Consider the following 15401-nt stretch of genomic DNA (forward strand, 5'->3'; position numbering starts at 1 on the left):
GGGTCGAAAATAATAATGCAAGAAAGTATTCAACTGGTTATTGATTCATTGCCGTACCTGCTGAAAGGGGCGGTGTTTACGCTGCAGCTCAGTCTCGGAGGGATGTTCTTTGGGCTGGTGCTGGGCTTTATCCTCGCATTGATGCGCATGTCGCCGATCCTGCCGATACGCTGGCTGGCGCGTTTTTACATCTCCGTGTTTCGCGGTACGCCGCTGATCGCCCAGCTTTTCATGATCTACTACGGTCTGCCGCAGTTCGGCATTGAGCTGGACCCAATCCCGGCGGCGATGATTGGTTTGTCGCTGAATACCGCGGCGTACACCTCTGAAACGCTGCGCGCGGCGATCTCCTCCATCGATAAGGGCCAATGGGAAGCGGCGGCCAGTATCGGGATGACGCCGTGGCAGACCCTGCGTCGCGCGATCCTGCCGCAGGCTGCACGCGTGGCGCTTCCCCCGCTCAGCAATAGTTTTATTAGCCTGGTCAAGGACACGTCCCTTGCGGCGACAATCCAGGTGCCGGAGCTGTTCCGTCAGGCGCAGCTTATCACCTCGCGCACGCTGGAAGTTTTCACCATGTATCTGGCGGCGTCGCTGATTTACTGGATCATGGCGACGGTGCTTTCCGCACTGCAAAACTATTTTGAAAACCAGCTTAACCGCCAGGAGCGAGATCCGAAATGAGTGCTATCGACGTCAAAAACCTGGTCAAAAAATTCCACGGACAGACCGTACTGCACGGTATCGACCTGGAGGTGCAAGAGGGCGAAGTGGTCGCGATTATCGGGCCGAGCGGCTCGGGTAAAACCACGCTGCTGCGCAGCATAAATTTGCTGGAGCATCCGGAAGGGGGCACCATTCGGGTCGGTGATATTACTATCGATACCGGTAAGTCTCTCGCGCCGCAAAAAGGGCTGATTCGCCGTCTTCGCCAGCATGTGGGCTTTGTATTCCAGAGCTTTAATCTGTTTCCGCATCGCACGGTACTCGAGAACATTATTGAGGGGCCGGTCATCGTAAAAGGTGAACCGAAAGAAGAGGCCATTGCCCGTGGGCGGGAGCTGCTGGCGAAAGTCGGGCTTTCCGGGAAGGAGACCAGTTATCCACGCCGTCTGTCGGGCGGGCAGCAGCAGCGTGTGGCCATTGCCCGTGCGCTGGCGATGCGCCCGGACGTGATCCTCTTTGATGAACCCACTTCTGCGCTGGATCCGGAGCTGGTGGGCGAGGTGCTGAACACCATTCGCCAGCTGGCGCAGGAGAAACGCACGCTGGTGATCGTCACCCACGAGATGAGTTTTGCCAGAGATGTGGCTGACAGGGCGATTTTCATGGACCAGGGTCGCATTGTCGAACAGGGCCCCGCAAAAGAATTGTTTACGCATCCCCAACACCCTCGCACCCGTCAGTTCCTGGAAAAGTTCCTGACACGGTAGAGATTCTCCTGACTGATTTGCTCCAGAAGGATGTTCTGGAGCAAATTATTCTCCATATTTGCCCGTTTATAGATTCTTATATTCTATTTATCGACACTGAAAGTGAGGAACATGAAAGTTATTCTCACTTGGGTCGATATTTTATACATATAAATAAGATTTATGTGTTAGGTTATATTCACCATAATAATGATTATCTTTTTCAGGGGCTTCATTCAGTAAGTATGAGGGATACAGACTTTTTCACCTGGCGACGGAATTGCTTCCTGCGATTCCAGCAAATGGGGACGGCGGACGAGGTTTATCAGGAACTTCAGCAACAAACACAGGATCTTGAATTCGATTATTACTCACTCTGTGTTCGCCATCCGGTTCCGTTTACGCGCCCTAAAATTACGGTTCATTCGAGCTATCCGGCTGAATGGATGTCGCAATATCAGTCAGAAAATTATTTCGCCATTGACCCGGTATTAAAGCGGGAGAATTTCATTCAGGGACACCTTCCCTGGACGGATGCGTTATTTTCTGAGGCACAGCCGCTATGGGACGGCGCGCGCGACCACGGTATTCGAAAGGGAATTACGCAGTGTCTGATGCTGCCTAATCACGCGCTCGGTTTTCTCTCCGTTTCTCGCGCCAGTCAGTTTGGCAAAATGATGGACAGCGATGAAATAGAGCTGCGTCTGCAAATGTTAGTGCAAATGGCATTGACGTCGTTGCTGCGCTTTGAGCATGACATGGTGATGCCACCAGAGATGAAATTCAGCAAGCGCGAGAAGGAAATTCTGAAGTGGACGGCTGAGGGGAAAACGTCGGCTGAAATCGCGATTATTTTGTCGATCTCAGAGAATACGGTGAACTTCCATCAGAAGAATATGCAGAAGAAATTCAATGCGCCGAACAAGACGCAGATTGCCTGCTACGCGGCGGCAACGGGATTCATCTGACCACACATTAGTTGTTCTGCGTGCCAGACACGAAAACGGCTGAATGCAATGCGTTCAGCCGTTCTTTTTTTACTGGCGGTAAGCCTGTTTAATTTGCTTAACCGTATCGGCAAATACATCTGCCTGGCCCTGATCTTCCATCTGGGCGATCTGCTTTTCCATCTTAATGATCACACGGCCCGCGTCAGCCTGGCCCATCGCCTGCAGCATAAGTGCCAGCAGTGCTTTCAGACAGGATACTTCCTGCGCCAGTTCTTGGTTATTTTCGGCGGTGGCGAATTCAGGTGTGCTCATTGTTATTCCTCATTACAAAACGGCGCTTGAGCGCGACGATGAAAGTTATGGCGGCGGAGTATACCACAAGAAAGAGGAAAAAAAGCAGTGGTTATTTTTTGTTCAATTGTGCGCTTTGTTTATTTAAGTAAACACGTTTTAAGTGTAATCACTATAATGTTTTAACCAGCCTAAATTGTTTATAGCCCGTTCTCTTGCTGTTAATTATTGTTACAAAAATATAAGAGCCATACTTTCCTGGCGCAGAGAGGCGATCTTTTCGTAACTTTTTGAATACAGCGGCTTAAAAATAACGGTATTTGACTTTTTAAATCCGATTCTCTTTCCACTTGCTGTACAGGCTAATTTCCAAAAACGAGAACGAAATCGAATGACATGCTTTTTAGCGTTTTAAACTTGGGCAGAAAACCGTTAATATAAGCCAAATTAGTAGTCAGTAGCGTTATCCCTATTTCTGGAGACATTCCTTTGATCAACGTTCTACTTGTTGATGACCACGAACTCGTGCGCGCAGGGATACGACGCATACTTGAAGATATAAAGGGTATTAAAGTCGCCGGTGAAGTTTGCTGCGGCGAAGACGCCGTGAAATGGTGCCGTACCCACTCAGCCGATGTAGTCCTGATGGACATGAACATGCCTGGTATTGGCGGCCTTGAAGCCACGCGTAAAATCGCGCGTGCTTACGTGGACACCAAAGTCATCATGCTGACCGTCCACACGGAGAACCCGCTGCCCGCGAAAGTGATGCAGGCCGGGGCCGCAGGCTATCTCACCAAAGGCGCTGCACCACAGGAAGTGGTTAATGCTATTCGTTCAGTGTTCGCCGGCCAGCGCTATATCGCGTCGGATATCGCTCAACAGATGGCGTTAAGTCAGATTGAACCGGAAAAAACCGGATCGCCATTTGCCAGTTTGTCTGAGCGTGAATTGCAGATTATGCTGATGATCACCAAAGGCCAAAAGGTGAATGAGATTTCTGAGCAGCTGAATCTCAGTCCGAAAACGGTGAACAGCTACCGCTACCGTATGTTCAGTAAACTGAACATTAACGGCGATGTCGAACTCACTCACCTGGCCATTCGTCATGGTCTGTGTAATGCAGAGACCCTAACAAGTCAGTGAGTAATGTGTTCGATTCAAAATCTTTCCTGAAAACCGTAACCAGCCAGCCTGGCGTATATCGAATGTATGACGCTGGCGGTACGGTTATCTATGTTGGCAAAGCCAAAGACCTTAAAAAACGTCTTTCCAGTTATTTCCGCACCAATCTGGCCTCCCGTAAGACGGAAGCGCTGGTGGCGCTGATTCAGCAAATTGACGTCACCGTGACGCACACGGAAACGGAAGCGCTGCTGCTCGAACATAACTACATTAAGCTCTATCAGCCGCGCTATAACGTATTGTTGCGCGATGATAAGTCATACCCATTCATTTTCCTCAGCAGCGACACCCATCCGCGTCTGGCCATGCATCGCGGGGCGAAACATGCGAAAGGGGAGTATTTCGGTCCTTTCCCTAACGGGTACGCCGTGCGTGAAACCCTGGCGTTGCTGCAGAAAATCTTTCCGGTTCGCCAGTGCGAAAACAGCGTCTATCGCAACCGCTCCCGCCCTTGTCTGCAATACCAGATTGGCCGCTGTCTCGGCCCATGCGTGGCGGGGCTGGTCAGCGAAGAGGAGTACGCGCAACAGGTTGACTATGTGCGTCTGTTCCTGGCGGGTAAAGACGATCAGGTCTTAACGCAGCTGATTGCGCGAATGGAAAAAGCCAGCCAGGCGCTGGCGTTCGAAGAGGCCGCACGTATCCGCGATCAAATTCAGGCGGTGCGGCGCGTTACGGAAAAACAGTTTGTGTCGAATACCGGCGACGATCTGGACGTCATTGGCGTTTCCTTTGATGCCGGGCTGGCCTGCGTCCATGTTCTGTTTATTCGTCAGGGCAAAGTTCTGGGCAGCCGCAGCTATTTCCCGAAAGTGCCGGGCGGCACTGAGCTGGGTGAAGTAGTTGAAACCTTCGTCGGTCAGTTCTATTTGCAGGGCAGCCAGATGCGCACGTTGCCATCGGAGATCCTGCTCGATTTTAATCTTGATGATAAAACTTTGCTGGCGGACTCCCTTTCCGAGCTGGCAGGGCGTCGCGTTAACGTTCAGACCAAACCGCGCGGCGATCGCGCGCGCTATCTGAAGCTGGCGCGGACCAACGCCGCGACGGCGCTGACGACGAAGCTTTCTCAGCAATCGACCGTTCACCAGCGCCTGGCGGCGTTGGCTACGCTGCTGAAACTGCCGGACGTGAAGCGGATGGAGTGTTTCGACATCAGCCATACAATGGGTGAGCAAACCGTCGCCTCCTGTGTGGTGTTTGATGCCAACGGGCCGGTGCGCGCGGAATATCGTCGCTACAACATCACCGGGATTACGCCGGGTGATGACTATGCGGCGATGAATCAGGTGCTCCGCCGTCGCTATGGTAAAGCCATTGAAGAGGCCAAAATCCCGGATGTCATTTTGATCGACGGTGGGAAAGGGCAACTGGGCCAGGCGAAAGCCGTTTTCGCTGAGCTCGATGTGCCGTGGGATAAACATCATCCTTTATTGCTTGGTGTGGCAAAAGGAACCGATCGGAAGGCCGGTCTGGAAACACTCTTCTTCGAACCGGAAGGTGAGGGCTTTAGTCTGCCGCCGGATTCCCCAGCGCTGCATGTGATCCAGCATATTCGTGATGAGTCGCACGACCATGCCATCGGCGGACACCGTAAAAAACGCGCGAAAGTGAAAAACACCAGTACGCTTGAGACAATCGAGGGTGTCGGGCCAAAACGTCGACAGATGTTGTTGAAGTACATGGGCGGATTGCAAGGATTACTCAACGCCAGCGTGGAGGAAATTGCAAAAGTGCCGGGTATTTCGCAAGGGCTGGCAGAAAAGATCTACTACTCGTTGAAACATTGAGGGCTCTGTAGCAACATAGAGCTAAATTTTACTGACAACAGACAGTTACCGTCACTATGCGATTTAACATCCCTACGTTGCTCACGCTTTTTCGCGTCGTCCTTATCCCCTTCTTTGTGTTGGCTTTTTACATGCCTTTCACGTGGGCTCCTTTCGCATGTGCGCTGATCTTCCTGGTGGCTGCGGTGACGGACTGGTTTGACGGCTATTTGGCCCGTCGCTGGAATCAAAGCACGCGTTTCGGTGCGTTCCTCGATCCGGTTGCCGATAAGGTGATGGTTGCCATTGCGATGGTGCTGGTGGCAGAGCATTACCACACCTGGTGGGTGACGTTACCTGCGGCGACCATGATCGCGCGTGAGATCATCATCTCCGCCCTGCGCGAGTGGATGGCTGAGCTGGGTAAACGCAGCAGCGTGGCGGTCTCCTGGATTGGTAAAGTGAAAACTACCGCGCAGATGGCGTCGCTGGTGTGGATGCTGTGGCGTCCAAACGCGTGGGTCGAGTGGGCGGGTATCGGCCTGCTGTGGGTTGCAGCGGTGCTGACGCTGTGGTCAATGCTGCAGTACCTGAACGCCGCACGCGGCGATTTGCTTGAACAGTGATCGTTTCGGCGCAATTTTCAGCAAACGATCCTGGGATGCAAAAATAACGTTGACTCACATCGTCATATAAGTAGAATGCAACGCATCGAACGGCGGCACAGTCAGCCGGACGATAATGAAATCAAGTGATTACAAATGACTTGGTGACATGCGGGAATAGCTCAGTTGGTAGAGCACGACCTTGCCAAGGTCGGGGTCGCGAGTTCGAGTCTCGTTTCCCGCTCCAAATTAAAAGCATCGGCAGTTGCGGGTGCTGGTCGAAAGACAACAGATTTACGGCGCGTTAGCAAAGCGGTTATGTAGCGGATTGCAAATCCGTCTAGTCCGGTTCGACTCCGGAACGCGCCTCCAATTTCTTCCCGAGCCCGGATGGTGGAATCGGTAGACACAAGGGATTTAAAATCCCTCGGCGTTCGCGCTGTGCGAGTTCAAGTCTCGCTCCGGGTACCATGGGAAAGCCAAGAATAATCAAAGCAATAAGCAGTGTCGTGAAACCACCCTCGGGTGGTTTTTTTGTTTTTGTCCCTCGCCATCTTCACGCTTCTTACTTGCCCCTATTTTCATTCTGGCTGGTGAGCCGAAATATGCCCGGAGATATACAGCATGAGAAAAAAATCCGTGTACGACTCCGGGCTAAAAAGTACTTAAAGAGCGGGGAAGGTTTGAGCATGAAAATAGAGTGAAGAAACAAAGGACCTTCTCTAGTTAGAACCCCGCAAAAACGTATATTTAAGTCATGGTTAAATAATGGTTTAGCATTTGTAATTTATAACCTCTAAACAAATACTCTCTGCTTCAATCATCCGTCCTCCATTCTTTAATGCGCAGGCATAATATTCATCGGCAATTTTATTGGGGACGTTATTTTGACCGGATAATTTCACCGCAGCATTTCGGGGTCAGAGTCTGGCATGTTGTGCTCAAACCCTGCCTCTCACCAAGTGCATAACGCACTTACTGGCTCAGTGTTCTGCCCGCCAGGCACCGGCATTTAAAGAGTCCTCGCCCGAAGTGTGGTAAGCTCCTTTTCTTTTTTTCAGGAGTATCAGTAATGACTGAAGGCCCATTAAATGAAAACGAAATGGAGTGGCTGGAAGAGACATTAATCTCTCACGGTCATGACGATGCGTCTGTGCTTGACGTTTCCGAACTCGACGGCATGCTAACCGCAGTGCTGTCCGGTCCTCTTGTGGTGGAACCCGACACCTGGCTGGTGGCGATCTGGGGCGGTGAAAAACATATACCGCGCTGGAAAAACGATCGTGAAATGCACCGTTTTATCGATCTCTGCTTTAAGCATATGAACGATATCGCCGAGCGCCTGAGCGACTATCCCGACCAGTTCGAGCCAGTTTTTGGCGAGAACGATGTCGAGGGGACCACCTATACCGTGGTGGAAGAGTGGTGTTACGGCTACATGCGCGGAATGGCACTGACCGACTGGTCTACCTTGCCGGAAGAGCTGAAACCCGATCTGGCGGTGATCGCTCTGCATGGTTCGGAAGAGAACGTTGATCGCGTTGAAGCCATGACGGAAGAAGAGTATCAGGCGAGCGTGGACAGCATCCGTCCGGCTGCGATTCGTCTATATAACTACTGGCTGGCGAATCCACAGCAGCCGGAGGCCAAAAAGCCGATCGTCAACGGAACCAAAGTAGGGCGCAACGATCCGTGCCCGTGCGGTAGCGGGAAGAAATTCAAAAGCTGCTGTTTGCATTAATAAAAAAGGGCTCGCAATGAGCCCTTTAATTACCGCCGGATGCCTGTAGCTCGTCGGTTTATCCCACCTCCGACAACAGCCCCGCTGCAATCGAAAACTGCACCAGAATCACCACAATCCCGCAGGTAAATACCAGCCCTAACAGCGGTTTTCCGCCCCACACCCGGTAACCCGAATCAGGGTGTTGCTGACGGCTTTTCCACGCCAGCAGGGAAGGGAGCAACAGAGCCAGCACGGCCAATGCCACACCCGCGTAGCCCAGCGCCATCACAAACCCACGCGGAAAGAACAGCGCGAAGGCCAGCGGCGGAAGGAAGGTAATCAGGCCCGTCTGAATGCGTCCGCTGACGGAGCGTTTGCGCTGGAACAGATCCGCCAGATAGTCGAATAGCCCGAGGGCGACGCCGAGGAAAGAGGTCGCCAGCGCCAGATCGGCAAACAGATGCACTGCCAGCTCAACGTGCGGCGAAGCCACCACTTCACGCAGCGCCTGCAAGAATCCATTCAGACCTGAATGATCGGCCATTAAGCCAATAAACGTAGACGAATCAATGCTGCCCAGAGTCACCAGTTGCCAGAAGATATAGGCAATGAGGGGGATCGCGCTGCCGATAATGAACACGCGGCGCAGTTTACGAATATTGCCATTCATATAGCTGACGATACTCGGCACGCTGCCGTGGAAGCCGAACGAGGTGAAAATCACCGGAATGGCAGAAAGCGCCAGCCCCTGTTGCAGGGGGAGGGTAAGCAAATTCACTTTGTGAACGTGCGGAGCCAGCAGCGCCAGCATCACTACCAGAAAAACAATCTTGGCGCTGAAGAGAAAGCGGTTAAACAGATCGACCAGTGACGTTCCCACGCATACCACGCCCCCGCCAATCAGCGTAAAGAAGATCACGCCGGTCGCCGGAGAAATAGCAGAGCCAAACCAGTCGTTGACGCTTGACGCGATCAGCTCGCCTGCGCCGCTCATGTAGGCCGCTGTCAGGGCATACATCAGGAACATCATGCTAAATCCCGTAATCCACTGACCGTAGCGGCCAAGATAGCGGGCGGCCAGTGAGCCAAGGCCCGTATCGGCAGGAACGTGCTGATACACCTCAAGCAGCAGTAATGCGGTATAGCACATCAGCGCCCACAGGCAGGCCAGAAGCACCAGCGTGACGCTAAATCCGACGCCCGCAGCGGCCAAGGGCATCGCCAGCATTCCTGCGCCAATCGTCGTGCCAGCGACGATAAAAATACTTCCCAGAGTTCTGTTCTTCACGCTTTCCTCTACCACAACCGCTAATCGCAACCTAATCTGCGGCGCAGAGTAAGACAAAAGTCGTTACTCGTCAAATAGCCGTTACAACCGGTGTAATCATATTTTTACAGTTACAAACCTGTGCCAGCGCAAGGCAGCACGGCGCATACCTGTTTAGTCTGTGGCTTTGATTTGGAGGGGTTATGACATCGATTCACGGACATGATGTGCTCAATATGATGATTGAGTCGGGTAAGCAGTACACGGAGCAAAGCCTGGTTCAGGCGATTGATTCCCGTTTTGGCAATAATGCGCGCTTTCATACTTGCTCGGCAGAGAATATGACAGCGGCGGAGCTGGTGGCATTTCTGGCGGCGCGGGGGAAATTTATTCCGGCAGACGAGGGGTTTTCAACGCACGTAAGTAAAATCTGTCGCCATTAAAAAAAGGGGAGCCAGAAGGCTCCCGAAACTTTATTTCTGCGTGTCGAGAGTCGACAGCTCTTTATCAATAAAGTACAAACCTTCGCCTGATTTACCCGCCAGCGATAATTTATCGAGTACGGATTTAAACAGTTTCTCTTCTTCGTGCTGTTCTGCAACATACCACTGCAGGAAATTAAAGGTCGGATAATCCTGGCCAATCATCGCCGCGTGAGTCAGTTCGTTAATTTTTTGAGTGATCAGCTGCTCGTGTTCGTAAGTGGCGCGGAACAGTTCGTCCAGTGACGCATACTCAGCGAACGGAGATGCCACTGGATTAATGCGTGGCAGGCTGCCGGTGTCAGCGAGATAATCGAACAGACGCTGCATGTGCGTCATCTCTTCCTGGGCGTGGCGACGCAGGAACGCGGCCGCGCCTTCAAAGCTGTGGTAGCTGCACCAGGCACTCATTTGTTGATAAAGCAGGGATGAAAAAAGCTCGAGGTTCATTTGTTCGTTGAGCTTATCGATCATTTCAGTTTTCAGCATAGTGCAGCTCCATGGAATTATTTATTAGTCAGTCAGGGCGCCACTATAATTTGTTATTTAATTATTTGCAAAAGGTAAAATAAAAGATTAATTATTCAAAATACGAATGGGAATAAAACGCATTGGCAGTTGTTTATATATTAATGAGAATGGTTACGCTTCGTATTAAATAGACTGCCAGTGGAAAACTGGCAGCACTATTAATATTACCAGGTTTGCGTCGCTGCGGGATTTACCGCATAGCCCATGCATTTGTACTGGATAGTGACGGTCTGGTTGAGGCAAACCGACCCGCTGAACAAGCTGCAGGTTTTTATCGGCTGACCATAGAAAGAGGCGGTCGCGAAGCCCATGCTCTGGCACTCGCGCGTGGCCGTCCCGTTGGTGACATAGTCATCGTAACGGGCATTCTGGAAAATCGCCTGACCGTAATCCAGTCGCACAACGCCGCCTGGCGCATCGGCGTTACTCACCTGCGCCTGACGAGTGACCGTACAGCCCGCGAGGAGCAGAAATAAACCGGCTACGAATAATCTCTTCATATTTCGCTCTGATTCAATGTAAACACGCTATTTTACCGCCTGCCAGAACGGTCAATGCCGCGAATAGCCAGACGAATTTCCCTCTCTCTTTTCAACGACATGATTTGGTGGGAGAGCCTGTCGAAGATTATGCAAAACGCCAGTGATGCTGGCGGCACGGGGCAAAAACGGCGCTGACCCAGGAAAGTATCCGCAAAAGGGATGCGAGGCGTCCGGCAGCTCCTCACAGGTCGGGTGTTTCCCAAAGTTTTTTACTGTCTTTCAAAAACAGTCTAGCCAACGGCTGGATTGGTGAGCAGGTATTTCTGAACATTGAGCAACCGCATCTCATTTCTTCTCCATTGCCTGATTATGTGAAGCGGCTTTCGTTTTTTAAAACATTTTTTCAGTTAATTTGAAAGTGCGTTTGTTAGATAGTAAGGTTGTCTGGATTCGCTATCTTTGGCGGCAACACCCGCAACGTATTCAGGAGATGAAGAATGAAAATTGCACTGATGATGGAAAACAGCCAGGCTGGCAAAAACGCCACTATCCTCAACGAATTGAAAACCGTCGTTGATGAGAAAGGTTTCCCGGTCTACAACGTCGGGATGAGTGACGAGAACGATCACCATCTGACTTACATCCACCTGGGTATCATGGCCAGCATCCTGTTAAATTCTAAGGCGGTGGACTTTGTGGTCACCGGTTGCGGGACAGGCCAGGGCGCGCTGATGTCGCTGAACATCCACCCGGGCGTGATCTGCGGTTACTGTATCGACCCGGCAGATGCGTTCCTGTTTGCTCAGATCAACAACGGTAACGCGCTCTCTCTGCCATTCGCCAAAGGCTTCGGCTGGGGTGCTGAGCTGAACGTGCGCTTTATCTTCGAAAAAGCGTTTACTGGCCGCAAAGGCGAAGGGTATCCGCCAGAGCGTAAAGAGCCACAGGTGCGTAACGCCGGTATTCTGAACCAGGTGAAAGCCGCCGTAGTGAAAGAGAACTATCTGGATACCCTGCGCGCAATCGATCCTGAGCTGGTGAAAACCGCCGTTTCCGGTCAGCGCTTCCAGCAGTGCTTCTTCGAAAACTGCCAGGACAAAGAGATCGAAGCATTTGTTCGCGGTATCGTAGGCTAAACGGCTATCTGAATGAAAAGCCAGCTATGCTGGCTTTTTTTATGCCTTGTTCGATACTGCGCTCCCCGCATCTTTCGTCAGCCGCAGAGTATCCACCATCCCCACCAGGCAAATCAGCGCGATAGCGACAAAGGCCAGCCGAAAGCTGATCCCTGGCACGCTGGCCATGTTCAGCAAATCGCCCATTTTCTCGCCAATCCGGATTCCAATTGCCCCGAGCGTGATCCCAAGCCCGACCGCCAGCTGCGTCGCTGTGGAAAACAGCGTATTGGCGTAGCTCATTTGTGCCGATGGTACATCCGCAAAGGCCAGCGTACTGACCGCCGTAAACTGAATCGAACGGAACACCCCGCCCAGATAAAGGATCAACATAATCAGCCAGACCGGCGTCTGCGGTGAGATAAACGCGCAGGCCAGCAGGGACAACACGTTCAATGCCCCATTTATCAGCAGCAGTTTTCGGAAACCCAGGCGACGGATCAGCGGCGTGGTGGCAGGTTTAATCGTCAGGTTACCGACAAATACTGCCAGCACCAGCAGGCCAGAGTGGAAAGCATCCATCCCAAAGCCTACCTGGAACATCAGGGGGAGCAGGAAAGGAACCGCGCTTATGGAGGCGCGAAACAGTGAGCCGCCGTACATCGTTACTCGAAACGTCGGAACCTGCATGGCGTCGAGGCGAATCATCGGCCACTGGGTGCGCTGAAAATGGCGCAGGGCGTAGATAAGCGTGACCGCCCCCACAACCAAAAGCCCCAGGGTGAGTAAGCCTTGTGAATGCTGCGCACCCATCGACTCCATGGCATACACGAGGCTCACCATCGCAATCGTGGTGGCGATAAAGCCGGGCGTATCGAAGGGACGACGTTCATCGTCGTGCAGATCGGGAATAATCCTCAGCGCCAGAATAATCGCCACGATCCCGAGGGGTACATTAATAAAGAAGATCCAGCGCCAGTCGGCGTAGCTGGTAATAAAGCCGCCGAGGGGCGGCCCGATAATGGGTGCCACCAGTGCGGGCCAGGTGAGGGTGGCGATAGCGGTGATCAGCTGATGTTTAGGCGTCGTGCGCAAGACCGCCAGCCGCCCGACCGGGACCATCAGCGCACCGCCCATGCCCTGCAGCACGCGCATAGCGACAAACTGATCCACCGTGGTGGATAGCCCGCAAAAGACGGAGGCGAGGGTGAAGATCGCCAGCGCCACGGCAAACACTTTGCGGGCGCCAAAGCGATCGGCGATCCAGCCGCTGGCAGGGATTAAGACTGCCAGCGTGATCAGATAGGCGCTGATGCCAATATTCAAATCCACGGCTTGTACGCCAAAGCTTTTCGCCATATCGGGAAGCGCGGTGGCAATCACGGTTCCGTCGAGAAACTCCATAAAGAACGCCCCGGCAACCAGCAGTGCCGCTGGCGACAGCCCGCGGTTCTCCTTCCCGGTGATGTTGTCAGTCATCGTTACCCTGCCATATCAAAAAAATTTATAAAAATTTACTGGAACTTATCGATTTCTAAGCTGCGGATTTGTCATGGATTTTTGTAACAATCCCGCAGCATTGCTGATTTTGTAACCGTGATTTGCGTCACATAATCATTGATTTTTGTGACGCTGGTCATATTATATGCGCATAGACAATAACACCTGCATAACACATTACCGGAGCATCAAATGAAACTGCGCAAAATCCTGAAAAGCATGTGGGCTAACTACTGCAATACGTTTAAAGACGTACCGCCAGGCGCAATGTTCTGATGAAAAAAACCTGCTTCGGCAGGTTTTTTTATGCCTGCGTTCGACGAGAGGGAAGATGAAAGGGCTATCGTTTTGCTACTATGGCGCTCTTTATGTAAGGAGCTTCCTATGTCTCAAAATCTGAGCGCCGATCAGGAACTGGTATCTGACGTCGTCGCATGCCAGTTGGTCATCAAACAAATCCTGGATGTGTTAGACATTATCGCGCCGATTGAAGTGCGTGAAAAAATGTCTACCCAACTGAAAAACATCGATTTCACCAGCCATCCTGCTGCAGCGGACCCCGTTACGCTTCGCGCCATTCAAAAAGCCATCGCGCTTATCGAACTCAAGTTCACACCGCAGGGTGAGTCACACTAAAATAAACCGATGTTTTGAATTTAGAAACAAGTTTATGCGAAAGGGCGACAGCAATGTCGCCCTTTTGACGTTCAGAAGAAGGTCTGCACCAGCAGATAGCTGGCGGCACAGGCACAGCTGACGCCGATAAGCCCCGGCAGAATAAAGCTGTGGTTGATGATGAATTTGCCAATGCGGGTGGTACCGGAGCGGTCGAAACCGATACAGGCCAGGTCGCTCGGGTAGGTGGGCAGCACGAAGTAACCGTAGGAGGCCGGGAAGAAAGCAATCAGCATTTTTGGCTCAATGCCCAGCATCAGGCCCATCGGTGCGACGGCGGTCAGTGCTGCGGCCTGGCTGTTTACCAGTTTGGAGACCAGGAACAACACGATGGCGTAAGTCCACGGATGGCTTTTTACTACCCCTTCGAGCGCCATTTTCAGCTCGTCGAGGTGCGCCTGGAAGAAGGTATCGCTCATCCACGCAACGCCGAAGACCGAGAAAATCGCCACCATTCCGGCCTTAAACACCGCGCCGTTCGAAATGGCAGAGGCGTTAACCTTACAGGCAATCAGCATCACGGCACCGGCAATCAGCATCATCATCTGGATGACGAGATTCATGGAAAGTGCTGTCATTTTGCCTTTGATTTCAAAGGCAGGACGCAGCTCGGGCAACGCCCCCAGCAGCACCACGACAGCAATGCCGGCGAAGAAAATCCACGTCGACCAGTACGCCTGTTTCGGAAAGCGCTGGTTCATCAGCGTTTCGGTGCTGCCATAGATAAATTCGCGCTGTTTCGGGTCGCTGAGTTTTTCCTGGAATTCCGCATCGTCAGCCAGATCTTTTCCGCGACGCAGGCTCCAGAGTGCGGCAATCATCACTCCAAACAGCGAAGCGGGTACGGAGACGGCCAGAATCTCGAGGATCCCCCACGCCTGACCGATGCCGTGCTGGGCGCCAATAATTGACACCAGCGATACCACGGCAACAGAGACCGGGGACGCTGTAATCGCCATCTGCGAGGCAACAGAAGCAACGGCCATTGGGCGTTCCGGGCGAATACCTTTTTTTAGCGCGATGTCGGCGATAATCGGAAACATGGTGTACACCACGTGACCGGTCCCGCAGAGAAACGTCAGCATCCAGGTGGTAAAGGGAGCGAGGAGGGTGATGTGCTGCGGATGTTTTCTCAGCAGGCGCTCAGCAAACTGCATCATGACATTCAGGCCACCCGCGGTCTGCAGGGTCGCCGCGCAGCCGATCACGGCAAGGATCGTCAGCATGACGTCCACCGGCGGTTTACCGGGCTGGAGTCCAAACACAAAACTTAAAATGAAAAGACCGATACCGCTTATCAGCCCAAGGCCCATCCCGCCGAACCGCGTTCCTACCAGCAGGCAGAGGATAATGACAATAAACTCGATGGTGATCATGAAGCTCCCTCGTCAATCAAAGTGAAATGAAATAAATC

The 15401-nt window shown here is 52.3% G+C and carries 17 protein-coding genes and 3 tRNA genes; 14 read left to right on the forward strand and 6 right to left on the reverse strand.

The genetic code is table 11. From position 1 onward, the window contains the following. The first annotated feature begins 15 nt into the window (after positions 1-15). The 3 genes from tcyL (at position 16) to sdiA (ending at position 2380) form a co-directional block, all read left to right on the forward strand. Positions 16-684, forward strand: coding sequence for a cystine ABC transporter permease (gene tcyL / locus OVA10_RS10765; protein ID WP_181826516.1), 669 nt, complete (start codon positions 16-18; stop codon positions 682-684). Further along, positions 681-1433, forward strand: coding sequence for an L-cystine ABC transporter ATP-binding protein TcyN (gene tcyN, locus OVA10_RS10770; protein WP_268195903.1), 753 nt, complete (start codon positions 681-683; stop codon positions 1431-1433). Before tcyL ends, tcyN begins: the two co-directional genes overlap by 4 nt. Before the next feature lie 224 nt (positions 1434-1657). After that, complete coding sequence (sdiA, locus tag OVA10_RS10775) at positions 1658-2380, forward strand: transcriptional regulator SdiA (protein WP_100780854.1); 723 nt, start codon at positions 1658-1660, stop codon at positions 2378-2380. A gap of 69 nt (positions 2381-2449) precedes the next feature. Here the strand turns inward: sdiA and OVA10_RS10780 are convergent, their stop codons facing one another. After that, positions 2450-2674: a DUF2594 family protein gene (locus OVA10_RS10780; RefSeq protein ID WP_100779727.1), complete on the reverse strand. Its 225-nt coding sequence runs from the start codon at positions 2672-2674 to the stop codon at positions 2450-2452. Positions 2675-3142: 468 nt separating this feature from the next. Here OVA10_RS10780 and uvrY point away from each other — a divergent pair, with 468 nt between their 5' ends. From uvrY to OVA10_RS10815, 7 genes are all read left to right on the forward strand, one after another. Further along, on the forward strand, positions 3143-3799 hold the full coding sequence (uvrY, locus tag OVA10_RS10785; RefSeq protein ID WP_268195904.1) for a UvrY/SirA/GacA family response regulator transcription factor: 657 nt from the start codon (positions 3143-3145) through the stop codon (positions 3797-3799). After that, positions 3796-5628 (forward strand): excinuclease ABC subunit UvrC, encoded by a 1833-nt coding sequence (uvrC, locus tag OVA10_RS10790; RefSeq protein ID WP_123427543.1) that lies wholly within the window; start codon positions 3796-3798, stop codon positions 5626-5628. The genes uvrY and uvrC overlap by 4 nt, the downstream gene beginning before the upstream one ends. 56 nt (positions 5629-5684) lie before the next feature. Beyond that, on the forward strand, positions 5685-6233 hold the full coding sequence (pgsA, locus tag OVA10_RS10795; RefSeq protein WP_100779730.1) for a CDP-diacylglycerol--glycerol-3-phosphate 3-phosphatidyltransferase: 549 nt from the start codon (positions 5685-5687) through the stop codon (positions 6231-6233). A gap of 150 nt (positions 6234-6383) precedes the next feature. Next, positions 6384-6459: transfer RNA gene (locus tag OVA10_RS10800), tRNA-Gly, on the forward strand. Positions 6460-6510: 51 nt separating this feature from the next. Next, positions 6511-6584: transfer RNA gene (locus tag OVA10_RS10805), tRNA-Cys, on the forward strand. A 12-nt stretch (positions 6585-6596) separates the two neighbouring features. Then, positions 6597-6683, forward strand: a tRNA-Leu gene (locus tag OVA10_RS10810). 601 nt (positions 6684-7284) lie between these two features. After that, a complete protein-coding gene (locus OVA10_RS10815; protein WP_100779731.1) occupies positions 7285-7953 on the forward strand; it encodes a YecA/YgfB family protein in 669 nt (222 codons plus the stop codon). 58 nt (positions 7954-8011) lie between these two features. Here OVA10_RS10815 and tyrP read toward each other — a convergent pair whose 3' ends face one another. Then, positions 8012-9223 (reverse strand): tyrosine transporter TyrP, encoded by a 1212-nt coding sequence (gene tyrP, locus OVA10_RS10820; protein ID WP_268195905.1) that lies wholly within the window; start codon positions 9221-9223, stop codon positions 8012-8014. 182 nt (positions 9224-9405) lie between these two features. On the opposite strand from tyrP, the gene OVA10_RS10825 reads away from it, so the two are divergent. Then, positions 9406-9645 carry a YecH family metal-binding protein gene (locus tag OVA10_RS10825; protein ID WP_268195906.1) on the forward strand — a complete coding sequence of 80 codons (240 nt, stop codon included), beginning with the start codon at positions 9406-9408 and terminating at the stop codon, positions 9643-9645. 30 nt (positions 9646-9675) lie between these two features. Here OVA10_RS10825 and ftnA read toward each other — a convergent pair whose 3' ends face one another. Both ftnA and yecR read right to left on the reverse strand, forming a co-directional pair. After that, positions 9676-10173 carry a non-heme ferritin gene (gene ftnA / locus OVA10_RS10830; RefSeq protein WP_100779734.1) on the reverse strand — a complete coding sequence of 166 codons (498 nt, stop codon included), beginning with the start codon at positions 10171-10173 and terminating at the stop codon, positions 9676-9678. 206 nt (positions 10174-10379) lie between these two features. Then, entirely contained in the window at positions 10380-10715 is a 336-nt protein-coding gene (gene yecR, locus OVA10_RS10835; RefSeq protein ID WP_100779735.1) for a YecR family lipoprotein, read from the reverse strand. A 479-nt stretch (positions 10716-11194) separates the two neighbouring features. On the opposite strand from yecR, the gene OVA10_RS10840 reads away from it, so the two are divergent. Next, the gene (locus tag OVA10_RS10840; RefSeq protein WP_100779736.1) at positions 11195-11833 is read left to right on the forward strand and encodes an RpiB/LacA/LacB family sugar-phosphate isomerase; all 639 of its coding nucleotides are present in this window, start codon (positions 11195-11197) and stop codon (positions 11831-11833) included. A gap of 39 nt (positions 11834-11872) precedes the next feature. Here the strand turns inward: OVA10_RS10840 and OVA10_RS10845 are convergent, their stop codons facing one another. After that, the gene (locus tag OVA10_RS10845) at positions 11873-13291 is read right to left on the reverse strand and encodes an MFS transporter (protein WP_268195907.1); all 1419 of its coding nucleotides are present in this window, start codon (positions 13289-13291) and stop codon (positions 11873-11875) included. A gap of 213 nt (positions 13292-13504) precedes the next feature. Here OVA10_RS10845 and azuC point away from each other — a divergent pair, with 213 nt between their 5' ends. Together azuC and OVA10_RS10855 are read left to right on the forward strand one after the other, a co-directional pair. Then, entirely contained in the window at positions 13505-13588 is an 84-nt protein-coding gene (gene azuC, locus OVA10_RS10850) for a stress response protein AzuC (RefSeq protein WP_014832437.1), read from the forward strand. 108 nt (positions 13589-13696) lie between these two features. Beyond that, positions 13697-13948 (forward strand): DUF2766 family protein, encoded by a 252-nt coding sequence (locus OVA10_RS10855; protein WP_015959482.1) that lies wholly within the window; start codon positions 13697-13699, stop codon positions 13946-13948. Between the two features lie 71 nt (positions 13949-14019). On the opposite strand, the gene OVA10_RS10860 is transcribed toward OVA10_RS10855, so the two are convergent. After that, a complete protein-coding gene (locus tag OVA10_RS10860) occupies positions 14020-15363 on the reverse strand; it encodes an anaerobic C4-dicarboxylate transporter (RefSeq protein ID WP_102104005.1) in 1344 nt (447 codons plus the stop codon). Positions 15364-15401: the final 38 nt, after the last annotated feature.

Origin of the sequence: Lelliottia sp. SL45 (genome assembly GCF_026672535.1) — a bacterium.
Classification (GTDB): Bacteria; Pseudomonadota; Gammaproteobacteria; order Enterobacterales; family Enterobacteriaceae; genus Enterobacter; species Enterobacter nimipressuralis.

Coding starts and splice junctions, on each gene's coding strand:
- yecR (WP_100779735.1), bottom strand. CDS start 10,715: ATGAAGAGATTATTCGTAGCCGGTTTATTTCTGCTCCTCGCGGGCTGT.
- sdiA (WP_100780854.1), top strand. CDS start 1,658: ATGAGGGATACAGACTTTTTCACCTGGCGACGGAATTGCTTCCTGCGA.
- pgsA (WP_100779730.1), top strand. CDS start 5,685: ATGCGATTTAACATCCCTACGTTGCTCACGCTTTTTCGCGTCGTCCTT.
- tcyN (WP_268195903.1), top strand. CDS start 681: ATGAGTGCTATCGACGTCAAAAACCTGGTCAAAAAATTCCACGGACAG.
- tcyL (WP_181826516.1), top strand. CDS start 16: ATGCAAGAAAGTATTCAACTGGTTATTGATTCATTGCCGTACCTGCTG.
- OVA10_RS10855 (WP_015959482.1), top strand. CDS start 13,697: ATGTCTCAAAATCTGAGCGCCGATCAGGAACTGGTATCTGACGTCGTC.
- OVA10_RS10845 (WP_268195907.1), bottom strand. CDS start 13,291: ATGACTGACAACATCACCGGGAAGGAGAACCGCGGGCTGTCGCCAGCG.
- azuC (WP_014832437.1), top strand. CDS start 13,505: ATGAAACTGCGCAAAATCCTGAAAAGCATGTGGGCTAACTACTGCAAT.
- OVA10_RS10840 (WP_100779736.1), top strand. CDS start 11,195: ATGAAAATTGCACTGATGATGGAAAACAGCCAGGCTGGCAAAAACGCC.
- OVA10_RS10815 (WP_100779731.1), top strand. CDS start 7,285: ATGACTGAAGGCCCATTAAATGAAAACGAAATGGAGTGGCTGGAAGAG.
- OVA10_RS10780 (WP_100779727.1), bottom strand. CDS start 2,674: ATGAGCACACCTGAATTCGCCACCGCCGAAAATAACCAAGAACTGGCG.
- OVA10_RS10860 (WP_102104005.1), bottom strand. CDS start 15,363: ATGATCACCATCGAGTTTATTGTCATTATCCTCTGCCTGCTGGTAGGA.
- ftnA (WP_100779734.1), bottom strand. CDS start 10,173: ATGCTGAAAACTGAAATGATCGATAAGCTCAACGAACAAATGAACCTC.
- OVA10_RS10825 (WP_268195906.1), top strand. CDS start 9,406: ATGACATCGATTCACGGACATGATGTGCTCAATATGATGATTGAGTCG.